Origin of the sequence: Actinoplanes sp. TBRC 11911, assembly GCF_012933445.1 — a bacterium.
In the GTDB taxonomy this organism is placed as follows: Bacteria; Actinomycetota; Actinomycetes; order Mycobacteriales; family Micromonosporaceae; genus Actinoplanes.
Genome location: NZ_JABBNC010000023.1, coordinates 20,063 through 34,357 on the forward strand (window position 1 = coordinate 20,063; position 14,295 = coordinate 34,357).

Below are 14,295 nucleotides of genomic sequence, written 5' to 3' on the forward strand. Positions count from 1 at the left end.
CCGGTGCTCTTGTAGGAGTTGGGCTTCGAGGCGCTGGTAGCGGAATCCCCTGGATAGATCCCTTGTCATTCAGGCTTGAGAAGCCCAGTTTTCTATCCATGGGAGGGTGGGATGCTGCTGGCGGCCTGGGATGGCCGCCGCGCTAGCGTCGACGCCGACTTCCTCGTCCACAGCCTGGGCCACGATCACCGGAGGACAAGCCCGCCGACTCGGGGGTGCCGCCGCTGAACCTGTTACAGCAGGGGTTGCGGGAGCGTTCGGCTGGCGAATTGTGTGAGCAGCGGGGCTACTTCAGGATTCTCGGTCCAGTCCTCCCAATCGGCGTCGAAGATGAGGCCGTCTTTTCCGTATTGCAGGACCGCCCGTTCACCGTTGTGCAGCAACACTCCGCTTCCGCTGTGGCTTTGGGCGAACGCTATGAGCACGTGCACCATCAGCGCCGTGTTGTGAGTCTTGGTGGTCTCGTCTGCGAGGTTCGCGAATCGGAACGTGACCCAGAAGCGGTCCTCGAATCCGAAGAGGCGCATCGCCTCATTCGCGTCGTCCTCGGAGTCCAGGTTGGCCATCACGTACATGCCGTTCAGGAAGATGGTGCCGTCCGGAGCCGGTTGACCGCCGGTCGCGGTCGCGATGAAGGACCGCAAAGCTGGGGTGTCTATCGCCGTGTCGCCGGACCAGTCGTACTCGAGGGCCACTCTCATCACCCTTCAAAAGGAAAGAACGGAACGACCGTACCGTCCTTGACCACGAGAATCTGGCGGAGGCCGGCGATGGGCCTGCGGCGAAGCATGCCTTCGATGTCCGCCGTGGAACGCGTCGTGTCGTCCAGGTTCAGCACGAGACGGTCCGCTTGATCTTCTGACACCTTTTCGCTGAGCTTCTTGCGGATATTGTCGAGGTTGCCGGTTTGCGGCGCATAGTTGTCGAAGTACTCGCCCTCGATACGGTAGTCGGGGTTCTTGCCGTTGGGCTTCGTCGGCGGGTTTTGTTCGACGTCATAGCCATTCTGGGCCAGCGCGTCGGCGGATTCGTTTTCTCGGCGCAGCGGCTTTTCTTTGAGTCTCGTTGGGTGCGCGGCGGTGCGATTCCCACGCGGCTTGCGGCCTGGGTCTGGTGTGCCGGACGGTGTGGTGAGGCCGTCGCTACGGCCACGAAGGCGGGTCAGGAGCGTCTTGATGGCTTCTATCGCGTCGTCCATCCGCCCGGACAACCCGCGCAGACGTTCGAGGCTGTGGACGAGTCCGCGTAGCCAGCCAGCGATTCGGGTGGCCCAGGACGCGCACAGGGTGCTTACCTGCTCGACGACCAGCGGTGTAGCCAGGCCGAGCGTGAAGACCATTTCCGAGGCGTACGAGATCAGTCTGGAGACAAGGACCGCGATGGCGTCGCGAACCATCGTGCGTACGGCGGCGATCAGCGTTCCGGCGCCTTCGGTGATCGCGGCCATCGTCTCGGCCGCGGTCGCCAGCGCGCCGACGGAGTCGCGTTGCTGACCGGACCAGGTTCGGTACGCGTCGGCGGCCTCACCGACCCAGTCAGTGGTGTCCGAGCGCACCCCGTGATCGAGTTCTGCTGCACGATCCCGCAGAGCAGCGGAAATGTTGCGCCACGTTTGCGCGTGGGCGGAGATCTGCGTCGGATCGCCGGCCAGCCAGTCGAGTGCTTCGGTCAGGGGTTTGACGTGTTCGATGATCCAGGCGACGCCGTATTGCAGGAGGCCGCCGATCGGGTCGGAGACGAAGGCGAGGGTGTCGAGTCCGGCCGAGGTGGCGCCGAGTGTGCCGTCGATCCAATTGCCGCTGCGGACGCCGTCGAGAATAGCCTCGATGTCCTCGGCGATCCAGATGCCGGCCAGCGGATCGCTCGACTCGCCTGGGACGGCAACGAGCGGCGACCTGAGCGGGTTCATTGGGTATTTCGCAGCCTGTCGGCTGAGGCGCGGTCGGCGGTGTCGTACTCGGCGGCGACCGACCGCAGTGCGTCGGCGGTTTCGTGCGCCGAGGTAGCCGCCGTAGCCATGCCGTCCACCATCGCCTGCTGAAGCCGGTTGAGAAGGGCCGGCACGAACTGGCATAACTGTCCGTAGGCGCCAGCGTCGGTCTGGACGGTGTGTGCGGCGTCTGCTGCCGTGCTGAGCCCGTTGCCGACGTGGTGAAGCGCGTCGGCGTGGGTGCCGAGGGCGGCCGAATCGACCTGGAACGCCGGCCCGCTCACCGGTGACCGCCGGTCGGTTCGGTGGGTGGTCCTAACCGCCGGCGCATGGCCTCGTTCAGGGCTCGGCCGGTTTCGCTGTCCGCGCCGACCGTTTCGGCTGTGGCTTCCTCGAACTGTCTGACCAGTCCGTCCTTGGCTGCCTGCAAGGTCTGCATGATGGCGTCCGCGGTTGCAGCCGAGGACTGCTGGCGAGTCCGCTCATCGAGACGCAAGCGGGTGAGCTGGCCCTCCGCATCGACGGTCACCTCAACCAGTCCGTCACGGCTGCGCGCGGTCGCCGACAAATTCGACGCCCGCCGCGCCAAGGCACGCGCTTGCTCGGCGCGATGGGCGATGGACCGCTCCCAGGCATCAATCCGCTCGATACCGTCCACGGTTTCACTCCTGTCGATATCTCCCGACAGGCTATCGAGCCCGCGCTATCTGGATCTCCGACTCCGATCCAGCCACCTTCCGGCCGATGGCAGCGCATACCGCTCCGCGCCGGCGAGGTTAGCCTGGTGATAGCCATCGGGTGGCAGGCGCTTTCTCTGGGCACGGACTTGCCGCGCCGGCCGAAGGACATGGAGCGTTCGTCGCACTATTGTTACGATCGCTCCATGTCGAGACGCACTGCGCTAGCCGCGATAAGCCCCGTGGCCAGCGAGCAGTGGGGCATGATCACGGCGGGACAAGTCCGCCAGCTCGAGGTATCCCGGCAGGACCTGAACCGGCTCGTCGACGACGGCACGCTGGCCCTGGCCGATCAAGCCACCCGGGTGTACCGGCTCACCGGTGCACCCGAGGACCCCGATCTCGATCCGCTACGCGCGGCCTGGCTCCAACTCGGCGGCGACCAGTCGTGGCAGGAACGCACTGCCGCGCCAAACCTGGTCATCAGCCACCGTAGTGCCGCGCATCTGCGCGGACTGGGTGATCTGATTCCGTACAAACACGAGTTCTACACCACCGCCCGGCTGCGACCACGGCGCACCGACGTCAAACTCCGGGTTCGGTCGCAGCTCGCTCCGGACAGCTGGGAGATCTGGGACGGGCTTCCAGTGCGCATCGTCTCGGCGATCGTGGTTGACCTGCTCTCCGATGGCGAGGACGAATCTGCGATAGCGCAGGTCGTACGGGATGCCATTGGGCTCGGCTTGCTGCGTGATGAGGAGCTCGGCGCCATCGTCGCGCCCTACGCGACCGCCTACGGCCACACCGACCCGGGCGAGTTCGCACGGGTACTCACTGGCAAGGGGACGAGCCGATGACCGAGCCCACGTTCCAATATCAGACGCCGTCAGCGTTTAGGACGGCGCTCAAGGAACGCTTCGGGCAGATCGCGCGTACCGACCGGCGCTACCCGCTCGCCGAGCTCCAGCGGCAGTTCGCCTACGACCGGGCACTTGCCCGGCTGTTCAGCTCCCGTGACGCTGACCGTTGGGTGCTCAAGGGCGCGGGAGCGCTGCTGGCCCGCCTCGCCACAGCTCGGCACAGCAAGGATGTCGACGTCTTCTTCAACGCCACCGATGCTGCAGTCGACGACGCTGTTGACGCTCTGCGTACGGCACTCCGTTCCGATATCGGCGATCATTTCGCGTTCGACATCACCCGAATTGCTGCCCTCCAAGAGGAGGCCAAGGGTGCGCGCGTGCACGTCAACGCGCGGCTCGGTCCGACGTCCTTTGCCGGTTTCCACATCGATGTCGTGGTGGGCACGGCCATGACAGGCGCACCGGACATCGTCGCGCCGCTGACGCCGCTCGCTATAGACGGTCTCGTCCGGCCGCACTATCGCGTCTTTCCGATCCCTGACCACCTGGCCGACAAGCTCTGCGCGACGATCGGCACCTACGCCCGGGACGGACAGCCTGCGAACAGCAGCCGGGTCAAGGACCTCGTCGACATCGCGATCATCGCCAGCACGCAAACCATCAGCGCCGACCGACTACGCACCGCGGTCGTCATCAACGCGGCGATACGCAAGATTGAACTTCCCCCACGATTCGTGGTGCCCAGCGACGTCTGGGCGAACCGCTACCCGAGAGTCGCGGCCGAGGCCCCCGGCACCGTCCCGGACTACGACACCGCTGTCGGCCTCGCACGCCAGATTTTCGACCCCATCCTGGACGCGACAGCAACCGGCGTCTGGGATCCTTCGGCTCGTGCCTGGACCAACGAGTGACCCCGCGCGTAGATCGTAGGGACGGCAACGCCGGAGAAGAAGGATCATCGTGAGGCCCGCGGCTCACAGCAGTAAGCCGGCTCGCCGTTCGAACAGGTGGTGCTGTTCGCGTTCGAAGGGGTCTTCAACGCGCTCAGGCACGCGAGCGGAACCACCGTCGGAAAGATGTACAGGCGCCACGCGATTTCCAGCGCTCGGCCAGCGGCCACGCTACGTGACGAGCAGATTCCGGCGGCGCAGGCCCTGTTTGCTCTGCGGCGCGCGGTCGATCTGCTCGTCGTGTTCGCCACCGCTACCCGCGAAGATCAGGTCAGCCGAAGCCGGCTTGAATCCGAGGACCGATTCGAAGCCGATCGGGATCTCGGGCAGGAGGCCACCTCACGGCCGGGAGAATCGACGCGGTTCGCCAAGGCGTGGCTGCTCGGCAGCCCAGCCGAGGTGATCCGCACGGAGCCGGTGATCGCCATCGTCGAACAACTCCTCGACGATCTGATCGATGGCGACGCGGCCAGTGCCCACGCCAGCCTGCTCCAGGCTGTCCGGGTGCTTCGCGTCTTCGCCCGCGAGCACGACAACTCCGCCGGCTCAAATGGGCCGGCGGAATCCGCCACCATGTAACCCATCCATCACCTCGTACGGCCGGTCGGGGCTGTCATGCCGCCATGGAGGCAAGGCAGCCCCGTCCCAGCACTGAGAGCAGGCGCTTACTGCGGCGTGAGCGCTGTCAGCACCGCGGTGAGCCGTTCGTCGTCGGGGTGGTGACGCCGTTCCTCGGCCACCACGGCGAGGGCGGGGGTGGCGAGGCTTTCGGCCAGCGAGATCACTGCGTTGACGTACTCCCGGCGTACGAGGTCCTGATAATGGCGCAGCCACAAGTACAACGGGCCGGTGCAAAGTCCAGCGCTCTGCGTAATGCCAGGAGACGTGCCTGCGAGTCGGGTGCGGCACCGGCATCCGCGACGGCGTCGAGCATCGTCCACAAGTCAACGTCGAAGCCGGCGCGGTCCAGCACATACCGGTGCCGGTGCAGCCGAAGATGGTCGCTGCCGCCGCCGAGCCGGGCAAAGATCTGCCGAAGGTTGTACGTGTAGGTGTGCATCCGCTGCGCTGCTGTACGCCGAGGCAACTCGGGCATCAGATCGGCGACGATCTCATCCTGGCCCGCGCTGCCGCCGCGCGCGATCAGATACGTCAGAAACTCCACTGATGACGCCCGGACGTGCTGATCCTCGGGAACGCTCAGGATGGCCGGCCTGCCCAGCACCTGTACGCGGATGACCGCATCCGCGGCGCCGTCGGCCTCACGGGGCAGCCGCTCCGGCCGTTCCAGCACCGATCGCGTGTCGCCGGTCAGCCAGATTCCCCAGCTTCCACCGGCAACTCGATCATCCATAGCCCGACCGTAGCCCATGAAACAACGCATAAAGCCGCTATAGCCATCGATGTCGGGACCATTCGCCACAAGCGACCGCCATGCCTCCGAACTGGCCGACAACGCCAAGACAACGGCCGACACCGCCCCGATTCAGCTCGCCCACACGACCCCTGGGAGCCAGCCCTGACCGACCATCGCCGCACCCGCACACCGTCCGGCCCGCAACACCGCAAACAGGACAGCCGGAAGCCCGCCTGGAGCCTCGAAGACCTCCAGGCACTCGGCGCCACCACCGACGTGGTCACCGCTGGCCACTTCCTCGGTATCTCCCGCAACACCGCCTACCGCCTGGCCCGGCGCGGCGCGTTCCCCCTTCCCCTCGTACGCGTCGGCACCCAGTACCGAGTCCCCACCGCGGCCCTCATCGCCGCCCTCCACCCGAAAGCCGAAGCGCCGCCCGCGATCAGCGGCGACGCGTCGTAACCACCAACCACGTCGACTTGATCAATGTGAGGAGCAGAACGTGAATGTCGAGCAACCAGCGAAAACCGGTGCACACCCTCGTACGTTTGGAGTTTGCGCCTCGTGGCCACCGACACCCCGTTCAAGGTCTGCCGCTGCAAAGATCCCGATACCGGCAAACCACTTCGTAACGAATGCCCGAAACTACGCCGTGGCAACGGCTCCTGGAGCCCCACCCACGGCCAGTGGGCGTACCAGCTCGAACTCCCCTTGACCAGCGACGGGAAGCGACGCCAGCTGCGGCCCAGCACCGGCTTCGCCGACCGCGAGGCCGCCCAGGACGAAATCGACCACGTACGCCAACTACTCAGCCTCGCCGAGAAGAACCAGCAACAGCTCATCGCGATCGCCGACGTCATCCAAACCAGCCGACGCACCACCGGCACCCTGCCCGACGCCGAAACCGTGCGACAGCGCCTCCGCGCGGGCGGCGCGCTCTCCGGCGTTCCCACTCTCGCCGAATACCTGGCCAGCGACCGATCGTCTGGGAACCCGAACGCGTCGAACGATGGAAGGCCACCGGCGAACTCCCCGGCCCCGTCATGGTCTGGACCGACGAACTGCTCGCCGGCTTCCTCGACTACGCCGCCATCAAAGCCCCCGACCTGCACCTCATGGCCTACCGCGGCACCCGGCGCGGCGAAACCTGCGGCCTGCTCGACGCCGAGGTCCGCCTCCGCAAAGCCGAAATCGGCATCATCAACCAGATCGCCGTCCACGGCGACGGCCGCCTCCACCACAAGAAACCCAAAAGCGAAGCCGGAAACCGCGACGTCATCCTCGACCCCGACACGGTCGCCCTCTTCACCAGCTACAAAGCCCAGCGTGCGAAATGGCAGCTCGCCGCCGGCCCAGCATGGCCCGACACCGGCATGTTCTTCGTCCGCCGCAACGGCCAAGCCTGGCACCCCAGCTCGGTATCCCAACGCTTCCGCCGCCTCGTCCAACGCGGAGGCTTCCCACCGATCCGGCTTCACGACCTACGGCATGGCGCCGCCACGATCGCCCTCGAAGCCGGCGTCGACATCAAAGTCGTCTCCGAACAACTCGGCCACTCCACCACCACGCTCACGCGCGACACCTACCAAAGCGTCGCCAAGGAACTACACCACGAAGCCGCCGGAGCCGTCGCCGAACGCATCAAGGCCAAGAGACGAAACGCCGCATAAGTCCGTCTCGACCCACCCACCGACCGCGACAGAGGACATGTGTGTGGACGTTGAAGAGCATGAGCCGACAAGGCCGACATGGAACTGCCGAGCCTGTGGAAAGGACTGGCCCTGCGTCCCGGTACGTGAAGCTCTGGTTAGAAAAGTAGGCGCCGAGGGCATCGAGAGTCAGTTCCAGCTTTGTATCGTGATGTGGTCCCACCTCCAAGAATTCGTCCTCGACGTGGGCCCCGATCCAGAGGCGTTCGAACGCTTCATCGACTGGACACGTCCGACCGGCATCCGCATGATGGGCACCGCTGAAATCACGCGACGACACGGAGTTTCCAGACAACGCGCTCACCAAATCACCAACCTCCCCACCTTCCCCAAGCCGCTCTCCTCACTCCAGCTCGGCCGTATCTGGGCTGCCAGGGACGTTGAGGCGTGGGTCGCCGAACACCGCCGCAAGACATCAAGCACCGACTCGCGCGGCCATCCTCTTAGCCAGCCCGGCGTCTGAGTTTGTCCAGATCGCCCGGGCACAGCTCGCGCCGTAGATGCGTTGGACGAACTGATGGTCTACTATGCCGGGTGCGAGCGCGTCCCCGCCGCTATTACTGAGCCGCATAACGCCGGTGATGATCAATGGGACGGCCTGGCATGCGTCCGAGGTGAGGAGGGATCACTCCCAATATGGGACATATCCCGTCGGCATGTTCTCGCGTCGGCTAGCGGCATGCCCGTGATAGAGCCCAGCGCCGAGGTAAAAGCTCGATACCGTTTAGCGCCGAAAACTCTGGGGATTGGTACCTACGCGGAAGTAAGGCAAGCAGAGCGGAAATCTGATGGGCAGCAAGTCGCGTTGAAACGTGCTTTCTCGACACCGGAAGCCATCGGTCGAATAAAGCGAGAGATCGAAGCTCAATCGCAGCTCGCTCATCCGAACATCATGCCAATATGGGATCACGGCCAGGATTTCCTATGGTACGCCATGCCGATTGCCGAGGGTTCGCTGAAGGCATTACGCTCTCGTCTTGATGAGGAAGACCTAGAGTCCCTTCTTTTTGACCTTGTAGATGCGCTCAATGTTGCCCACGAGCAAAAACTAATCCACCGTGACATCTCCCCACAAAACATACTAGGGATGACTGGAACCTCTGCAGGCGGTATCCGATGGGTGTTAGCCGATTGGGGCATGGTTCGCGTTGACCCTAATAATATGTCGAAGGTGTTAACCCGTACCGGCCAGCGTATGGGAACACCCGGGTACGACGCCCCTGAGTTAGATGAAGACCCAAGGTTAGCAACCGCAGCCGTAGATGTGTACAGCTTGGGTCGAGTCGCAGCATGGTTCCTATCCGAGAAGGACCCGCGGCCCGGAGTTCAGCTACTCCCTCAAAAGGAGAACACTCTGCACTGGCGAAAATTCGTCAGAGAAAGTACGCAGCAGGACGTCACGCGGAGAATTCAAACAATGGCAGGCCTCGGCCAGTCGTTGCGCGAAGTTGCCCTCCACAGGACTGAACCGCCGCTTGTCAGAGGGGCGAAGCTAGTGGAGGAATTGCTGCTCGGAGACGACGAAAGTCTACGGGCACTGATTGCGTTAGCAGAAGGATACCCGGAAAACTACGACCTCTTCTTTGATTTCGTTGCGCAAGTGACCAGTTCGCGCATGAGGCCGTGGGCCCGGGACGAGCCCGAGCGTGCGGCTCACTTGGCGGTCTTGATGGCAGAGCACGTTCACGCATCGCCTTGGGACGGGAGAGACGTTCAGTATGTCGAGACCCCACTAGCCTTTGTGCTTGGTGTTCTGCGGAGCCTGGCAGAGCTACGGGAACACGGGCTGATACAGGACGTTGCAGCTGCGTATATGCGCGCCGATGTCAAATGGGGTTACGAACCTCAACGCGCGCGAACCCTCGAGTGGTTAGGCGAACTGGGCGACGACGCGGCTAGGGCTGTCGCTCGCGAGATCGCAGGCCATCCTGACACTGTCGCGTACTACCATGAAGCCGGGTGGCGGGCTCGCAGTATCGTCTTGACGAGCCTGCTTGCAAGCTAACCTCACAGCGCCACAAGCGAAAACTGGCGCCAATCCCAACACCGTGGTGCAATGTACCGGTGTTGATCCACGGTCGCGCAGCGGCGCAGGTGCCCGATTTTGAAGATCTGGCTCAAAAGGACACCAGCTCACCCGAACCCGGCACGGGGCGAGGGCGGAGACACGGCACAAGTAGTACCGAGCCGTTCGACCGTTGGTTTCGCTATCCCGCCGGCTTCGCGTCGGATTATGTCGAGCTGCTACTAGACCGGCTTCAACTTCCGAAGTCCAGCCTTGTTCTTGATCCCTTCGCTGGCTCGGGTGTGACTGGCACGTCGGCTCGTCGGATGGGGCATTCGTTCTACGGCATCGAGGCGCACCCAGCAGTCGCGGAGCTCGCGTCACTCAAGCTGTTGCCACCGCCGGCCAACCCGACCGAATTTCTGGCGTGCGCGAAGGACCTCGTCGCGGCCGCAGACCGCAACTCTTCAAGATTGCAAGGCAACCTGGGCAGCGAGGCGGATCTCATTCGTCGAAGTTTTGAACCGTCTGTCTTGGCGAAGCTCGTCGCTGTCCGTGAATTGATTGAGTCAGGGCAGGCTCAAGAATGGAGTTTGCACGCAAAATGGTCATTGTTGTCGACCTTGCGCGATGTCGCGGCCGTGCGTGTGGGGTGGCCTTATCAGAACCCCAGCCAAGAGCGGAAAGCACTTTATAGTGATCCACTAGCGCGCTTCCTCCAGCGAGCAGAGTGGATCTCCGAAGACCTTTCCGGCCTGACATTAAGAGAAGACGAACCAGACAGGCGTCTCCAAGCAGTGCACGGCGATTCGACGAAGCTGCGTTCTTGGCAGCCGCTTGCCGGTGACTTAGGCGACGGATGCGTATCTTCGCCACCCTATCTAAACAACTTCGATTATGCAGATGCAACACGGCTTGAGATGTACTTCTGGCGTGAGGTCGATAGCTGGGCGGAACTGTGCTCTATGATTCGATCGAAGATGATTACAGCAACGACCCAACAAAGCAGAGTTGCAACCGCTCTCGCCGCTACTCAAAAGCTAGTGAAGTTCGGGGACGTTGCCACCAAGATCGCCGGTTTAACGAAGGAACTCGAAAAAGAGAGGGTGAGTAGAAAGCGCGGAAAGGAGTATGACCGCGTCGTCCCGGACTATTTTGCGTCTATCAGCGATGTGTTGACAAATCTAGCGGCCAATCTCCGTCCGGGGGCTCCTGTTGTCTGGCTCATAGGAGACAGTGCCCCTTATGGTGTCTTTATCGACACGCCGGCAATTATTAGCGCGTTGGCCGCACAAGTTGGCTTCACCGCGGAGCAAAATGTGATACTCCGTCGGCGCGGGCAAAGGTGGTCCAAGAATACGACGCGTCACACCGTAGACCTATCTGAACGGCTCCTACTCATGCGGAGAAATTGATTATTCTCATTATTGACGTGCCTCGTCAAACGCCTCCAGTAATTCGTCGCGTAGGTCAAGAGTGTCGCTGGCCATCTCGAATGTCCTTGACTTGTGAGCTAAGCTCCCGGCGTTCGCGCGGAGAGCCGAGACGAGTGCATCGAAAGCCACTCCGAGCTGGGCTGTGTTGAGTGAGGGTCGTCGGGCAAGGTCTCGGGCGAGGAACGTGACTACATCGTTCCGGAATTCGGAAGGTATGTAGACACGAGGGGTTCCCGTTTCTACGCTTGGCGCGAGCACAATGCGATGCGCTAGCCTACGTCGCGCTTCCGTTATTCCATATCCGCCCTTTAACTTCTGCTCATCGACGGACCGGCCTCGCCGACTACCAGAGATAATCGTCGCAAAACTTTCCGCCCCATTGAAAACGGCTTCGTTAAGGTCAGCCCCGTACTCAGTTTCGCGACCCTGGCTTTCCACAGCCCGATCAGGGGAGTCTGAACGGTTGACGAGAAGTGCGAGTGTTATGCCAACGGCGATAGCTTGCATCACCTCGCGTCCGCGCCCATTGCGAAGGTCGATAACTTGCGAGAGACGAGCGGTAGACCAATCCCTATATATCTGCAATGCAGTGTGTTCTGCCTGAGCAATACGTGATGCGGAAAACACAATTACCGCGTCCGATAGGTCTTCTTCACTCAACATCGCTATAAGCAGCCTCCCTTCGACGCCGATGATGAAAGTCTGATCTCCCGCGTCGTAGATTAGTGGCGGTTTGTAGTCGCCAAGTTCCTTAGCTAAACCAGGAGGAGCGGAACCTAAACTTGACAGGCGGTTACGCAACGTGTGTCCCCTTGCCAAGGGATCGAAAAACCGCCTGCATAGGTTGAGATCATCTGTGAGCGAACCGATCTGCTGACCGTAGTTTAAATTCCACAGCGTCGAGAACGACCGGAGCACTGTCGCTGCCTCGACGCCGGTGAGTACTGGCGTTATTCCGAAAATTGAGTCGTTCATATCTTCTTCTTGTGTTCTTACTACATTAGCGACTGGGAAATGTAGCCTCGAAGCTCGAGCTCGCGGATGGATGATCGGCTTTCAGTGCCGTCCTGCGAGGAAATCATTGAGGCCGACTCCAGTGGAAGTATTACGACAATCTGATCTCTGCGTATACGCTGCACTCGCTCCTTCAAGTACTCGATTAGATTCTGCATCCGTTTCGTATCAAGAAACGATCCAAACTCATCAAGAGCTATGAGTCGGTTCGCGACGCCATCGTCCGTACGCTCTAGCTGGGCCAGCTGCGCATGCGTGTACGCGAACGTCTGCTCACCACTCGAAAAGTTGATGAGGGGTCGGTTGCGAGGCTCGCCGTTCACCGTCCAATGGACAGTTAGGTCTTGCCAATCAAGTCTGACATCAGTTGAACTATCGAAAAGCGCGTCGCTGACGACGGGATCCTGAAACCACAGACGAACCTGATCTGCCAGCCAAAGCCGGGTCGCGACGTCGACCTGTTCGAGGCCATCTGTCTGGCTCGTGCGCTGACTCAGCCAATCGTAGAGCCCGCCAAAGGACCTGCCAATAGCTTGAACGTTGCGTAAGACAGACGCCAAATTGCTTCGTGCGGTTCCAATCCTTTCTTCGAGATGCTCGATCGCTGAAGCCTGTTCGGTAGCGGTAAGTATTTCCCATCCATCTATCTCCGGAAAAGCGCTACGCAGCCACGTAAATTTGGGCGACTCTTGCAAGTCCGCGACAACGCGGCGTACTGAGATAACATGGTCATTCAACGCACGTGCCGCTCGTTCCGACTTCTGTGTTGCGATAGCGTGCTCTTTGGTCGCGCTATCTAGCTCACCGCGGATTTGATCGAGCTGCCCTCGGATTCGCGCTGGGTCGGCGCCGGCGGCTCTTGATAGAGTTATCAGCTGAGCTGCCAATGCTTCTTCAGTCATTCCGCCGCCGAGCAACTCACGCGCATGAGAAAGCCGCGCATGCTCCGCCTGCATGGCCCGGCCCTGATCGTCCAAGCCATTTCTATTTTCCATGATCGTGTCGAGCGTCTGGGCGGTTTGAGCCGGCAGGTCTCTTGCCGCATTGCGCAGTCGACCTTCGGCGCGTTCAAAGTCTAGCTTGGCTTGCTCAAGTTGCTCTAAAACTGATTCCGCTCGCGCCAGGGCGCTAATACGGTTTCGCGTTTCTGTGATCCGGCTGGCTAGTTCCTGGGCCTCAGCGGAGGGCGCCCGACGCGAGAGATTTCCTGCTTGCTGCAGGCAAGCTTCGCGAAGGTCGTGCACTGTCCAAGCTGGCCGGCTCACAGTGGGGTCTATCAGCGTTGCGTTTCCAAGGTCGTGGCGCTCGGCCTCGACCAATCGGTCCGCCAGACTTTCCAGGATAGCGATCAGCATCGGAGTAGCGTTAACCTGAGGGAGCTGGTCCACGAGAGTTTGTAAGAGCTTCTCGAGGGTGGCGCGCTCCGGCGCCCAACTCGTCTTGTCAGCGGTGACGTTTGCTGCTGCTATAGAGCTTTCAAAGTGTTGCGTTACCTCGCGAAGTGCTTTTCCCTTTGCTACGACAAATTTTTGGGCATTGTTGAAGGCCCTCTCTGCCTGCTTATTGCTGTGTTGCCGCTCACTCAGCTCCGCAATCTGTCGGTCAATTTCGGCGCGTTTCGCGTCAATTTCCGCAATATCGCGCTCAAGGTCTCGTATTTTGAGATCCATCTCAGAGCCGCGACCCCGTACCTGGCCAAGCTTCTCAGACACATCGACGGCTTCTTCGAGAAGCGTGGTACGTTTCTTAAGGTTAGCTAGGTGGACCGTCGCGTCCTCTGCGAATCGGCGCGCCTCCTGGTCCGCATTAATGTCGAGTTGTAGTTGGGCGGGAAGGCTGCCGCGGAGAAGCTTTTGTATTTCGCCGAGTTTAACATCGAGTTGTTGCTGGCGAAAAGCCCCCAACGTGTCAACCCACCCCACGACTGTTCTGCGCGCTTGACTGATACGGTCCTTTAGAACGTCGAGCGGCGTCTCGGCGGTGAAGATGTGGTGTACCTTAAGCAAAGAACGAATGGCGTCATGATCGGCGGAAGCCCCGTCCACCGTGATTCGTCCTAGGCGTCTACCTGGTGGTTCCGGCAAGGGTAGCCAATTGGTGGGGTCGAGGTCGAACTCAATTTTTTTGGCGCCCTGCAGGCCGGTAATCTCAACGTTGGCGTGCGCGAGATGGTCGCGAAAGCTTTGCCAAGAAGCTTCATCTTGGAAAGGCTGGTCGCCTGTACACAAACGAAGAAGCTTGATTGCGTTGGTCTTGCCTATCCCGTTGTATCCCTCGATCTTGCCTAGCGCGTTGTCGGGAATGTCCTCAATGATTCGTAAACCGCGTCGGGTGTGTGACTCAATCCTGATTCGCAT

15 protein-coding genes are annotated in these 14,295 nt (G+C 61.5%); 8 read left to right on the plus strand and 7 right to left on the minus strand.

Annotated elements, in window-relative coordinates:
* Nucleotides 1-233 precede the first annotated feature (233 nt).
* Genes HH310_RS27040 through HH310_RS27055 form a run of 4 tightly spaced genes read right to left on the minus strand, consistent with a single transcriptional unit; the run spans nucleotide 234 to nucleotide 2,588 of the window.
* Nucleotides 234-695 (minus strand): SitI3 family protein, encoded by a 462-nt coding sequence (locus tag HH310_RS27040; RefSeq protein ID WP_169178475.1) that lies wholly within the window; start codon nucleotides 693-695, stop codon nucleotides 234-236.
* Between the two features lie 5 nt (nucleotides 696-700).
* On the minus strand, nucleotides 701-1,909 hold the full coding sequence (locus HH310_RS27045; protein ID WP_169178476.1) for a hypothetical protein: 1,209 nt from the start codon (nucleotides 1,907-1,909) through the stop codon (nucleotides 701-703).
* Nucleotides 1,906-2,214, minus strand: coding sequence for a type VII secretion target (locus tag HH310_RS27050; RefSeq protein WP_169178477.1), 309 nt, complete (start codon nucleotides 2,212-2,214; stop codon nucleotides 1,906-1,908). Before HH310_RS27050 ends, HH310_RS27045 begins: the two co-directional genes overlap by 4 nt.
* Nucleotides 2,211-2,588 carry a YbaB/EbfC family nucleoid-associated protein gene (locus HH310_RS27055; protein ID WP_312034345.1) on the minus strand — a complete coding sequence of 126 codons (378 nt, stop codon included), beginning with the start codon at nucleotides 2,586-2,588 and terminating at the stop codon, nucleotides 2,211-2,213. Before HH310_RS27055 ends, HH310_RS27050 begins: the two co-directional genes overlap by 4 nt.
* A 225-nt stretch (nucleotides 2,589-2,813) precedes the next feature.
* Here HH310_RS27055 and HH310_RS27060 point away from each other — a divergent pair, with 225 nt between their 5' ends.
* From HH310_RS27060 to HH310_RS27070, 3 genes are all read left to right on the plus strand, one after another.
* Nucleotides 2,814-3,464: a hypothetical protein gene (locus tag HH310_RS27060; RefSeq protein ID WP_169178478.1), complete on the plus strand. Its 651-nt coding sequence runs from the start codon at nucleotides 2,814-2,816 to the stop codon at nucleotides 3,462-3,464.
* Nucleotides 3,461-4,378, plus strand: coding sequence for a nucleotidyl transferase AbiEii/AbiGii toxin family protein (locus HH310_RS27065; protein WP_169178479.1), 918 nt, complete (start codon nucleotides 3,461-3,463; stop codon nucleotides 4,376-4,378). The genes HH310_RS27060 and HH310_RS27065 overlap by 4 nt, the downstream gene beginning before the upstream one ends.
* Nucleotides 4,379-4,474: 96 nt before the next feature.
* Complete coding sequence (locus tag HH310_RS27070) at nucleotides 4,475-4,996, plus strand: hypothetical protein (protein WP_169178480.1); 522 nt, start codon at nucleotides 4,475-4,477, stop codon at nucleotides 4,994-4,996.
* Between the two features lie 202 nt (nucleotides 4,997-5,198).
* Here the strand turns inward: HH310_RS27070 and HH310_RS27075 are convergent, their stop codons facing one another.
* The gene (locus HH310_RS27075) at nucleotides 5,199-5,771 is read right to left on the minus strand and encodes a hypothetical protein (protein ID WP_169178461.1); all 573 of its coding nucleotides are present in this window, start codon (nucleotides 5,769-5,771) and stop codon (nucleotides 5,199-5,201) included.
* A gap of 279 nt (nucleotides 5,772-6,050) precedes the next feature.
* On the opposite strand from HH310_RS27075, the gene HH310_RS45485 reads away from it, so the two are divergent.
* The 5 genes from HH310_RS45485 to HH310_RS27100 all read left to right on the plus strand — a co-directional run bounded on the left by HH310_RS45485 (nucleotide 6,051) and on the right by HH310_RS27100 (nucleotide 10,903).
* Nucleotides 6,051-6,236 carry a helix-turn-helix domain-containing protein gene (locus HH310_RS45485; protein WP_312034347.1) on the plus strand — a complete coding sequence of 62 codons (186 nt, stop codon included), beginning with the start codon at nucleotides 6,051-6,053 and terminating at the stop codon, nucleotides 6,234-6,236.
* Between the two features lie 581 nt (nucleotides 6,237-6,817).
* Entirely contained in the window at nucleotides 6,818-7,444 is a 627-nt protein-coding gene (locus tag HH310_RS44105) for a site-specific integrase (protein ID WP_248294455.1), read from the plus strand.
* 43 nt (nucleotides 7,445-7,487) lie between these two features.
* The gene (locus tag HH310_RS45490; protein ID WP_312034348.1) at nucleotides 7,488-7,946 is read left to right on the plus strand and encodes a hypothetical protein; all 459 of its coding nucleotides are present in this window, start codon (nucleotides 7,488-7,490) and stop codon (nucleotides 7,944-7,946) included.
* 42 nt (nucleotides 7,947-7,988) lie between these two features.
* On the plus strand, nucleotides 7,989-9,488 hold the full coding sequence (locus HH310_RS27095) for a serine/threonine-protein kinase (RefSeq protein ID WP_169178481.1): 1,500 nt from the start codon (nucleotides 7,989-7,991) through the stop codon (nucleotides 9,486-9,488).
* 59 nt (nucleotides 9,489-9,547) lie between these two features.
* Nucleotides 9,548-10,903: a DNA methyltransferase gene (locus tag HH310_RS27100; RefSeq protein WP_169178482.1), complete on the plus strand. Its 1,356-nt coding sequence runs from the start codon at nucleotides 9,548-9,550 to the stop codon at nucleotides 10,901-10,903.
* A 9-nt stretch (nucleotides 10,904-10,912) separates the two neighbouring features.
* On the opposite strand, the gene HH310_RS27105 is transcribed toward HH310_RS27100, so the two are convergent.
* Together HH310_RS27105 and HH310_RS27110 are read right to left on the minus strand one after the other, a co-directional pair.
* On the minus strand, nucleotides 10,913-11,899 hold the full coding sequence (locus HH310_RS27105; protein ID WP_169178483.1) for a hypothetical protein: 987 nt from the start codon (nucleotides 11,897-11,899) through the stop codon (nucleotides 10,913-10,915).
* 20 nt (nucleotides 11,900-11,919) lie between these two features.
* Nucleotides 11,920-14,295, minus strand: coding sequence for a hypothetical protein (locus HH310_RS27110; RefSeq protein ID WP_169178484.1), 2,376 nt, complete (start codon nucleotides 14,293-14,295; stop codon nucleotides 11,920-11,922).

Coding starts and splice junctions, on each gene's coding strand:
- HH310_RS27075 (WP_169178461.1), bottom strand. CDS start 5,771: ATGGATGATCGAGTTGCCGGTGGAAGCTGGGGAATCTGGCTGACCGGC.
- HH310_RS27065 (WP_169178479.1), top strand. CDS start 3,461: ATGACCGAGCCCACGTTCCAATATCAGACGCCGTCAGCGTTTAGGACG.
- HH310_RS27110 (WP_169178484.1), bottom strand. CDS start 14,295: ATGCGAATCAGGATTGAGTCACACACCCGACGCGGTTTACGAATCATT.
- HH310_RS27105 (WP_169178483.1), bottom strand. CDS start 11,899: ATGAACGACTCAATTTTCGGAATAACGCCAGTACTCACCGGCGTCGAG.
- HH310_RS44105 (WP_248294455.1), top strand. CDS start 6,818: ATGGTCTGGACCGACGAACTGCTCGCCGGCTTCCTCGACTACGCCGCC.
- HH310_RS27060 (WP_169178478.1), top strand. CDS start 2,814: ATGTCGAGACGCACTGCGCTAGCCGCGATAAGCCCCGTGGCCAGCGAG.
- HH310_RS27045 (WP_169178476.1), bottom strand. CDS start 1,909: ATGAACCCGCTCAGGTCGCCGCTCGTTGCCGTCCCAGGCGAGTCGAGC.